This window comes from Saccharopolyspora sp. NPDC045839 (assembly GCF_056431645.1).
The window spans coordinates 341,214-351,082 of record NZ_JBWKKH010000004.1 but is presented as its reverse complement, the minus strand read 5'-3'; the positions used below and the strand labels follow the sequence as shown (position 1 = coordinate 351,082).

9 protein-coding genes and 1 pseudogene are annotated in these 9,869 nt (G+C 70.1%); 6 read left to right on the top strand and 4 right to left on the bottom strand.

Annotated elements, in window-relative coordinates; genetic code table 11:
- The 4 genes from AC07EQ_RS08965 to AC07EQ_RS08950 all read left to right on the top strand — a co-directional run.
- A partial coding sequence (locus tag AC07EQ_RS08965; protein WP_478387447.1) for a transposase occupies nt 1-430 on the top strand: 430 nt, incomplete at its 5' end.
- A gap of 365 nt (nt 431-795) precedes the next feature.
- The gene (locus AC07EQ_RS08960) at nt 796-2,139 is read left to right on the top strand and encodes an MFS transporter (RefSeq protein ID WP_478387446.1); all 1,344 of its coding nucleotides are present in this window, start codon (nt 796-798) and stop codon (nt 2,137-2,139) included.
- A 271-nt stretch (nt 2,140-2,410) separates the two neighbouring features.
- The gene (locus AC07EQ_RS08955; protein WP_478387445.1) at nt 2,411-3,037 is read left to right on the top strand and encodes an acyl-CoA-like ligand-binding transcription factor; all 627 of its coding nucleotides are present in this window, start codon (nt 2,411-2,413) and stop codon (nt 3,035-3,037) included.
- A 77-nt stretch (nt 3,038-3,114) separates the two neighbouring features.
- Nucleotides 3,115-4,680, top strand: a complete 1,566-nt coding sequence (locus AC07EQ_RS08950; RefSeq protein WP_478387444.1) for an FAD-dependent monooxygenase — start codon at nt 3,115-3,117, stop codon at nt 4,678-4,680.
- Here the strand turns inward: AC07EQ_RS08950 and AC07EQ_RS08945 are convergent.
- Nucleotides 4,664-5,329: a peptidylprolyl isomerase gene (locus AC07EQ_RS08945; protein WP_478387443.1), complete on the bottom strand. Its 666-nt coding sequence runs from the start codon at nt 5,327-5,329 to the stop codon at nt 4,664-4,666. The two genes, AC07EQ_RS08950 and AC07EQ_RS08945, sit on opposite strands and share 17 nt — an antisense overlap.
- Nucleotides 5,330-5,380: 51 nt before the next feature.
- Nucleotides 5,381-5,662: a hypothetical protein gene (locus AC07EQ_RS08940; RefSeq protein ID WP_478387442.1), complete on the bottom strand. Its 282-nt coding sequence runs from the start codon at nt 5,660-5,662 to the stop codon at nt 5,381-5,383.
- A gap of 339 nt (nt 5,663-6,001) precedes the next feature.
- Between AC07EQ_RS08940 and AC07EQ_RS08935 the strand changes: the two are divergent.
- Both AC07EQ_RS08935 and AC07EQ_RS08930 read left to right on the top strand, forming a co-directional pair.
- Nucleotides 6,002-6,349, top strand: a pseudogene (locus AC07EQ_RS08935) (transglycosylase family protein); the annotation flags it as partial.
- Nucleotides 6,350-6,577: 228 nt separating this feature from the next.
- Nucleotides 6,578-7,567 carry an LLM class flavin-dependent oxidoreductase gene (locus AC07EQ_RS08930; RefSeq protein ID WP_478387441.1) on the top strand — a complete coding sequence of 330 codons (990 nt, stop codon included), beginning with the start codon at nt 6,578-6,580 and terminating at the stop codon, nt 7,565-7,567.
- 234 nt (nt 7,568-7,801) lie between these two features.
- On the opposite strand, the gene AC07EQ_RS08925 is transcribed toward AC07EQ_RS08930, so the two are convergent.
- Both AC07EQ_RS08925 and AC07EQ_RS08920 read right to left on the bottom strand, forming a co-directional pair.
- Complete coding sequence (locus tag AC07EQ_RS08925) at nt 7,802-8,590, bottom strand: ABC transporter permease (RefSeq protein WP_478387440.1); 789 nt, start codon at nt 8,588-8,590, stop codon at nt 7,802-7,804.
- A complete protein-coding gene (locus AC07EQ_RS08920; protein ID WP_478387439.1) occupies nt 8,587-9,537 on the bottom strand; it encodes an ATP-binding cassette domain-containing protein in 951 nt (316 codons plus the stop codon). The genes AC07EQ_RS08925 and AC07EQ_RS08920 overlap by 4 nt, the downstream gene beginning before the upstream one ends.
- Nucleotides 9,538-9,869 lie beyond the last annotated feature (332 nt).

Sequence of the window (9,869 nt, the reverse complement as noted above, 5' to 3'; positions counted from 1 at the left end):
TTTTGGGCAGCACCCGGCCGCTGAGATCATCCTGTCCCAGCCCGGTCTGGGGCCGGTCCTCGGCGCCCGGGTGCTCGCAGAATTCGGTGATGACCCCCACCGCTACGCCAGCGCCAAGGCCCGCAAGAACTACGCCGGCACCTCCCCGGTCACCCGCGCGTCGGGCAAGAAGAAGGTCGCCCTGGCCCGGTTCGTGCACAACGACCGGCTCATCGACGCCCTGCTGACCCAGGCGTTCAACGCGCTGCTGCGATCCCCGGGTGCACGCGCCTACTACGACCGGCAACGAGCCCGCGGCAGCGGCCACAACGCCGCCCTGCGCCAGCTCGCCAACCGCCTCGTGGGCATCCTGCACGGCTGCCTCAAAACCGGCACCCTCTACGACGAGACCACCGCCTGGGCCCATCACGTCAACTCGGCTGCGGCTTGACATTCAAGCTCCTGGGATGTCTTTCCGGCGTGCCTGGTGCTCGTACCAGCGGCGACACGTCGACCGACCCGGGCCGCGGATCGGCCACGCGATCGATCTGTTCCTAAATACGAACAACCAATCCAGCTATCGGGACACGATGATCGACCGGCACCCGGTCTGTCAACCGCCGGATCGCGGCCTCGAAGCGCACGAAGATCGACGAAAAGCAGCACAAATCAGGAGTAGGCCGACTACCCGCGGCGAACCGCTTGACAGTGACCCGGTTCACTTCCTAGATTCGCCGCAGTTCCTATATCCGAACAACCGCCCGCACATCGCGATCGACCCGCATCGACGACCACCCGTCAAGAGGGACCCAAGCAATGACGCTGCACAATGGCGCGACGGCACGCCCCGAGCCGTCCTCCCGCAAGGCCGTCGGACCCGCCGTAGTGATCGGATCCGCCCTCGAGTGGTTCGACTTCTACCTCTACGCCTCGATGGCCGCCCTGGTGTTCGGGCGCCTGTTCTTCCCGGCGAGCAACCCCACCACCGCCACCCTGGCGGCGATGGCGACCTTCGCGGTCGGCTTCCTCGCCCGCCCGTTCGGCGGCATCGTCTTCGGGATCCTCGGCGACAAGTACGGGCGCAAGATCGTGCTCTCGGCGACGTTCCTGCTGATGGGCATCTCCTCCGGGCTGATCGGCCTGCTGCCGACCTACTCCTCGGCGGGCATCGTCGCCCCGATCCTGCTGGTCGTCCTGCGCCTGCTGCAGGGCCTCGGCGCGGGCGCCGAGCTGGGCAGCGCGATCGCGGTGGCCTACGAGCACGCCGACGAGAAGTCGCGCGGCAGGCTGGGCTCGTGGCCGGCGCTGGGCGTCAACATCGGGCTGTTCGTCTCGTCGCTCACCGTGACGGTGCTGACGAGCTTCGGCAACGAGTTCCTCTACGACTGGGGCTGGCGCATCCCGTTCATCGCCAGCTTCCTGCTCGTCGCGCTCGGCTTCTGGGTGCGCCGCCAGATGCCCGAGACGCCGGAGTTCGAGAAGATCGCGCGCGACACCTCGACCCGCAAGAAGACCAACCCGCTGCGCTCGCTGATCAAGTCGGACTGGCGCGGCCTGGCCGTGGTCATGGCGATCACCATCGGCTACAACGGCGTCAGCTACATCTTCAAGACGTTCTCGCTGTCCTACCTCAGCGAATTCCGCGACGTCGCGGCCAACGTCGGCGCGTTCGGCATCTCGCTGGCCAGCGCGTGCGCGATCCTCACCGTCCCCATCGCGGGCCGCATCTGCGACTCGGTGGGCGCCAAGAAGGTGATCATCACCGGCGCGATCGCCACGGCGGCGCTGGCGTTCCCGTTCTTCTGGCTGCTCGACTCCGGGCAGAGCCTCTACATCTGGATCGCGCTGATCCTTGCCACCGGCGTGGTGGTGCCCGCGATGCTGGCCGCGCAGGGCGCGTTCCTCTCCCAGCAGTTCCCCACCAAGGTGCGGGTGTCCGGCCTCGGCACCGGCCGGGAGGTCGGCGGGGCCTTCTCCGGCGGCCTCGCCCCGCTCGCAGCGCTGGCGCTGGTGACGGCGTCGCCCACGCACGCCACCTGGGGAGTCTCGCTGCTGTTCGTCGCCGGGGCGCTGTTCATCGGCGTGGGCGCGCTGTTCGACCAGACGAAGAGGGCCGAGGCGGCCGAACCCGCGCCCGCCGAGGAACCCGTCCGATCCTGACCACTCCGGGGCTGCGGACCGATCCGCAGACCCAGGCCCGTTCCGCCGCCCGGGAGCCTCGCCCGGGCGGCGTTTTCGCGCGAAAACGGCGCTCCCACGCGTGCCGGATGACGGTTTCGCGCGAAAACGCCATCTGCCGGACAACGGCGATTTCGCGCGAAATCGCCGCCTGCTGGGCTCGCCTGGCCGCGTCATCTCACGAACGCAGTGGAAAAATTTTTCGGAGCACGCATTTTTGCGGGGTGCGCAAAAATCCAGTAGCGTGGTCGTCATGGGTGCCGAGGAGAGCGAACGGCCGGGCTTGCGGGAGCGCAAGAAGCAGGAGACCCGCCTCGCCCTGAGCTGGGCGGCCATCCGCCTCGCCGTGGAGCGGGGATTCGACAACGTGCGCGTCGAAGACATCGCCGCCGAGGTCGGCGTATCCCCGCGCACCTTCAACAACTACTTCGCCGGCAAGGGCGAGGCCATCGCCGCGCGACACCTGGAACGGGCCCGCCAGATCTCGGTGGAACTGCGCGCGCGGCCGGAATCCGAGCCGCTGTGGGAGGCCATCACCAACGCCGCGATGGCCCGCTTCGCGCTGGGGCAGGGCACCGGCGAGGACCAACCGGACCGGCAGTGGGTCGACGGCGTTCGGCTGATGGTTTCCGAACCGGCTCTGCAGGGCGAGTTCGTCAGGGCCAACGCCACGGCCGAGGCCGAGCTCGCCGCCGCCATCGCCGAGCGCACCGGCACCGACCCGGCGCGCGACATCTACCCGCGGTTGGTGGCCGGCGCGGTCGGAGTCGCGATCGCCGCATCCATCGAGCACTGGCTGAGCGCCGAAGAGCCCACCCCGATGGCTCCGTTGCTGCGCGACGCGTTCCAGCAGCTCGCCAACGGACTGCCCGTCCCCTGACAACCCCACAACCGGAAAACCCGGCGCCGCCGGGTCGATCGACCATGCCTTTTTCCGCCACACCAAGGAGAAAAGTCGTGACCGCCGATGTCGTGATCGCGGGCGCCGGCCCGAACGGGCTGATGCTGGCCTGCGAGCTGAGCCTGGCCGGAACGAAGCCGCTGGTGCTCGAACGCCTCCCGGAGCGCGCGACCGCGCAGCGGGCCAACGGCCTGGTCGGGCAGGTGGTGCGGATGCTCGACCGCCGGGGCCTGCACCAGCGCTTCAGCGGGAGCTCCGAGCCGCCGCAGCCCGCTCCGGTGTTCGTGTTCGGCGCGATGCCGCTGGACCTGAGCGCCATCGAGGACAACCCGATGTACCTGATGCAGATGCCGCAACGCCGCATCGAGCGGGCCCTGGAAGAACGCGCCCTCGAGCTCGGCGTGGAAATCCGCCGGGGACACGAACTCGTCGGACTGGCCCAGGACGACGATGCGGTCGCCATCGACGTCGCCGGCCCGGACGGCCACTACCGGCTGCGTGCCCGCTACCTGGTCGGCGCGGACGGCGGGCACAGCCCGACGCGCAAGCTCTCCGGCATCGGTTTCTCCGGCGTCACCAAGGAGAACGTCGTCTCACGCCTGGCGCACGTCAGCATTCCGAGCTCGCTGGTCGATCCGGCGACGGGCGGCCTGGACGTCCCCGGCTACGGCGTCATCCCCCCGTTCATGCACCACCGCACCGAGCGAGGAGTGCTGGCGTACGCGCCTTTCCTCGACGGCCGAACGGCCGTGTCCACAATGGAGTGGGGCTCTGCCGGGGCGGACGAAACCGCGCTGACGCTGGACGAACTGCGCGCGAGCGCACGCCGGGTGCTCGGGGTGGACCTGCCGCTGGAGCCGCCGGAAGGCGACGGCCCGCACCTCACGCGCCGGTTGACGGGCGGCAACACCCGGCTTGCGGACCGGTACCGGGACCGGCGGGTGCTGCTGGTCGGCGATGCCGCCCACGTGCATTCGGCGATCGGCGGCCCCGGCCTGAACCTGGGCCTGCAGGACACCGCGAACCTGGGCTGGAAGCTCGCCGCCGAGCTGCAGGGCTGGGCGCCACCCGGCTTGCTCGACAGCTACGAGGCCGAGCGGCGGCCGGTGGCCCGGCGAGTGGTCATGCACACCCAGGCCCAGTCGGCGCTGCTCGCGCCCGGTGGCGAGACCACCGCGCTGCGGGAGCTCTTCGGCGAGCTCCTCCACGAGCCGCGCAACATCAAGCACATCGCGGACATGATGGCGGGCGCGGACATCCGCTACGAGATGGGCACCAGCGCCACGCACCCGCTGATCGGCCGGTGGGCGCCCGACCTGCTGATCGACACCGGTACCGGCAGCGTCCGGCTCGCCGAGCTGACCGCGAACGCCCGGCCGCTCCTGCTGGACATGACCGAAGGCGCCGGGCTGTCCGGAGACCTCGCCGGCTGGAGCGACCGGGTGGAGGTGGTCAGCGGCCGCGCCGGGACCTCGCCGACCGCGATGCTGCTGCGGCCGGACGGCTACGTCGCCTGGGCGTCGAGTTCGGCGCAACCGGACGCCCAGGAACGACGCAGCCTCCGCGAGGCCCTGACCACGTGGTTCGGCCCCGGTTCGGCCGGTGTCACCGGCGGATCTTGATGTTCTCGATCTCCACCGGCAGGGCCGGTTCGCCGTCCTGGTCGCCGCCCTCGCCCGGGATGATGCCGCCCGCGACGATCTCGTCGAGCACGTCCATGCCCTCCACGACCCGGCCCAGCACCGTGTACGCGGGCTTGATGTTGGCGTGCGAGTGCACGATGAAGAACTGGCTGCCGTTGGTGCCCGGCCCCTGGTTGCCCATCGCGACGGTGCCGCGCGGGTAGGTCTCGGCGCCGGTGACCTCGTCGGCGAAGCGGTAGCCCGGGCCGCCCTTCTCCACCGAGTAGATGTCGCCGCACTGCAGCACGCCGAGCCTCGCCGAGTTGGTCAGCCGCCAGCAGCGGGAGTCGTCGTAGAAGTCCTTGCGGGCCAGGTGCACGAGGTTGTGCACCGCGCACGGCGCGTTCGCGCGGTCGAGCTCGACGACCACATCTCCGTGGTTGGTCCGGATCGTGGCGCGGACCGTGCCCTCGTTCTTTGCCGCGGGATGCGGCGGCCGGACCGGTCGCGCGGCCGGGTTCTCCGGCGTCGGGATGTACTCGCACATCGTGCGCGGACTCGACCACTGCTGCGGCTGGGCCTCCGCAGCGCCCATCGTGACCGCGGTGAGCATGATGCCGAGCATCCCGGCGAACCAACGCATTTTCATGCGAAGAACCTAGCCAGCCGCGCGACCGGTAGATACCGACGAAAGCAGCAGTCAGGGCGCGACGTCGGCGTAGTCGGTGCCGACCTTGAGCGCATCGATCTCGTTGACCACATCGTCGCCCTCGGCCCCGTAAACGCCCGACTTCGGGTGGTTCTCGCTGTCGAAGGCGCGGCACGCCCAGCGCTTCGAGCCGTCGCCGAAGGTCTGCTGCTCGCCGAGGACGATCGTTCCCTCTCGGCGGCGGAAGGCCAGATCTACCGGATGCCGGCGGCCGGCGTCCAGGGGCGTCGCCCGAACCGCCGGACGCCCACGCCGACCCCATGTAACCCACACGAGTGAATGTCAGACTGAACATCACTAACTGTAGTCGGCGGATATTTCGTCATTCACCAGCACGAACGCTAGATCATCGGGATCTTGTGGCGCTTCCCGCTGCGATGACTGCGGGATTTCGAGGTTGGCCCACCAGGGTCGACTACGTAGCGTGTCCGCCAGTCGGATCCCCGAACCGACGCGGAAGCTCGCAGCGCCGAACCCTGCCCCGCGCGGCTTCCCACCCCCGAACGAACGACTGGGCAGGGGCGAGCACCCCGAACCGGGTTCCGGCGGCGCCCCCGCACGCCCGCCCGCGGCACGAACGTGCCCGCTCGCAGGCGCAGCAGGAGACCGCCCATGACGCGTACCCCGAAGCGCACGGCCGCCCGCATCGCCGCCCGAGTGGCGCTCGCCGGCCTGATCGCCGCAGCCCCCCTGGCCACGGCCATCCCCGCCAGCGCCGCATCGGCGTCCACGTGGGACGCCGTGGCGAAGTGCGAGAGCTCCGGCAACTGGAAGGCCAACACCGGCAACGGCTACTACGGCGGCCTGCAGTTCACCCCGTCCACCTGGGCCGCGTTCGGCGGCAAGGCCTACGCCCCCAAGGCCTCCCAGGCGACCCGCGAACAGCAGATCGCGGTCGCCGAGAAGGTCCTCAAGAAGCAGGGCCCGAAGGCCTGGCCCGTCTGCTCCAAGAAGGCCGGCCTCACCCGCTGACCTCCGGGCAGTTGGCGCGAACGGCCCGTTCACCTCGCCTATCGAGGCGAACGGGCCGTTCACCCCACACCGCCGGCGAGGATGCGGCACTGCGCAAGGCGTGACGAGCCCCACTGCCCGGCGATCGCGGAATAACCGGGGCGGCTGTTCCGTTATCCCTGCCGCGCGGGGCGGCTGCCTCGCGCCTGTCGCACGCGATGAAAGGCTGATGCCGCCGTGGCCGTTGCCCTCTCCATTCTCGATCTGGCACACATCGGCCCGGGCGAGACGGCCGCCGACAGCTTCACCGCCAGCGTCGACCTGGCGCAACGCGCCGAATCGCTGGGCTACCGGCGGATCTGGTACGCCGAGCACCACAACATGTCGTCGATCGCGTCGTCGGCCACCAGCGTGCTGATCGGCCACGTGGCCGCGCACACCAAGACCATCCGGCTCGGCGCCGGCGGCATCATGCTGCCCAACCACGCGCCGCTGACCATCGCCGAGCAGTTCGGCACCCTCGAAACGCTGTTCCCGGGGCGGATCGACCTCGGCCTCGGCCGGGCCCCGGGCAGCGACCAGAAGACGATGCGGGCGCTGCGCCGCGACCCGTCCTCGGCCGAGTCGTTCCCGCAGGACGTGCTGGAACTGCAGGGATACCTGTCGGGCGAGACCCGGATCCCCGGGATCAACGCGACGCCGGGCGCGGGGACCAACGTGCCGCTGTACATCCTCGGCTCCTCCCTGTTCGGCGCCAGGCTCGCGGCGCTGCTCGGCCTGCCCTACTCGTTCGCCTCGCACTTCGCGCCCGACGCGCTGGAAGCCGCCGTTTCGCTGTACCGGCAGGAGTTCCAGCCGTCCGCGCAGCTCGCCGAGCCGTACGTGATCGCCGGGGTCAACGTGATCGCGGCGGACACCACCGACGAGGCCGAGGAGCACTTCCAGGCGGCGAAGCGCTACCGGGTGGCCCGAATGCTCGGCCAGGGCAGGGAATTCACCCCGGACGAGGCGGACGCCATCCTCGCTTCCCCGGCCGGGCAACAGATCCTGCAGATGGCCAAGTACACGGCGGTCGGCACGCCCGCCGAGGTCGACGACTACCTGGACCGGTTCGCCGAGCGGTCCCAGGCCGACGAGCTGATCGTCGTGTCCGCGGCGCCCGACCGCGGGGCCTGGCGCCGCTCGCTCGAACTCCTCGCCGACATCCGCGGCCTGGTCCCGGCCTGATCGAGGCCTATTTCCAGGCTCGTTCTGCGTGGCAGTGCGGGTGGCGGCCCCCTGCGGGAGTTACAGACGGTGCCTGGACTGTGGGAGCCCCGACTTACGTATGACCAATACGCGGCATCGGGGCTGTCCTCGCCAAGAACCCCGACGGAAGGGGGACGTCTGAGAACCCGCGGCGGTGCGAGTTGCGAGGATGGGCTAAGCGGCTGCGCCGCTTCAAAGAATCAAAACCCCTGATCAGCGGGTGGTATCGCGGCGGAACGCCGCCCGCGCCCACAGGTAGCCGGCGAGCGCGATCGCGACCGACCAGGCCACGGCGAGCACCGCGTTCGCGCCGACCGGGGTGCCCATCAGCAGTCCGCGCACCGTCTCGATGATCGGGGTGAAGGGCTGGTTCTCGGCGAACCAGCGCAACCCGGCCGGCATCGACTCGGTGGGCACGAACGCGCTGCCGAGGAACGGCAGGAACGTCAACGGCAGGCCGACGTTGCTCGCCGTCTCGGCGCTCCTGGCGACCAGGCCCAACGCGACCGACACCCAGGTGAGCGCGAGCGCCAGCAGCGCGAGCAGGCCGAGGGCCCCGAGCCACGCCAGCGGTCCGCCGGTGGGCCGGAAACCCAGCAGCAGCGCGACGAGCACGACCAGCACGACGCTGATCATCGTCTGGATCACGCTGCCGACCACGTGCCCGGTCAGCACCGACGACCGGGAGATCGCCATGGTGCGGAACCGGTTGATGATGCCCTCGGTCATGTCCACGCAGACCGACACCGACGCCGCCACGGACCCGGACGTCGCGGCCATCAGGATGATCCCGGGCGCGACGTAGTCGATGTACCCGGCGCCCCCTGCCGCGACCCCGAGCCCGGCGCCCAGCACGCCGCCGAGGACGTAGACGAACAGCAGCATCATCACGATCGGCATGCCGATCACCGACAACGACATGCCCGGATAGCGCAGCGCGTGCAGCAGGTTCCGGCGCAGCATCGTCATCGAATCGCTCGCGGCGTGGGAAAGGGTGCTCATCGAAGCGGCTCCTTCTCGTTGTCGGGGCGGCCGGTGAGGGCGAGGAAGACGTCGTCGAGATCGGGGGTGTGCACGGACAGCGCGTCGGGCTTGATCGACCCGGCGTCGAGGCGGTCCAGCAGGCCGCGCAGCGCCGGAATGCTGCCGTCGTTGGGGATCTGCAGGGTGAGCGCTTCGTCGTCGCGGGCGACGTCGCGGAAGTTCCGGGCCGCCGCGGCGAGCTCGGCGGTGCCGGCGAACCGCAGGCTGACGTGGCCGCCCGGGATCCGGCGCTTGAGTTCGGCCGCGGTGCCTTCGGCGACCAGCCGCCCGTGGTCGAGCACGGCGATCCGGTCGGCGAGCTGATCCGCCTCCTCCAGGTACTGCGTGGTCAGGAAGATCGTGACGCCGCCGGCCACCAGGTCGCGGATGATCTGCCACATGGTCCGGCGGCTGCGCGGGTCCAGCCCGGTGGTCGGCTCGTCGAGGAAGATGACGCGCGGATCGCCGACCAGCGTCATCGCGAGGTCGAGCCGCCGCCGCATGCCGCCGGAGTAGGTCGCGGCCGGCTTCCGGCCCGCCTCGACCAGGTCGAACCGCTCGAGCAGCTCCGCGGCCCGACGCCGGCCGACGGGTCGGCGCAGGTGGTGCAGATCGGCCATCAGGAGCAGGTTCTCCTCGGCGGTGAGCAGGTTGTCGACCGCCGAGAACTGGCCGGTGACGCCGATCGCGGCGCGCACCGCGTCGGGATCGTCGGCCAGGTCGTGCCCGGCGACGCGGATGTGCCCGGCGTCGGCGCGGATGAGCGTGGACAGGATCTGCACGGTGGTGGTCTTGCCCGCGCCGTTGGGGCCCAGCAGCGAGTAGATGCTGCCCTGCGTGATGTCCAGGTCGATGCCGTCGAGCACGACCTTGTCCCCGAACGACTTCCGCAGCCCGCGGACCGCGATGGCGGATCGCCCAGCCATGCCCCCTCCTTTCGCCGTAGCAACGCGTCGATCCAGATCGGCGCGCAATCGATGGCACCACTATGGCATCACTATGGCACCAAAGCAAGCCACTTTGGCCCGATCTGCCGTCAGCAGCTGCCGTCGACGGCGCATGAGGTCAGCTGAACGCGCGGTTCGACCCGACCGAAAAGGAGCCGAAACGGTCCCGAATTTGCCCAAGAGGTCGCTTCAGAACGGCTGCACCCGGGCTCATCCCGGAGGCGCCCGGCGCCTGACACGGTGGCGGTTTTTCGGGGAAACAAAAACCCACCCCCCCTCCCGCGGGCAGGTGTGTCGTCCAAGAAAGGACC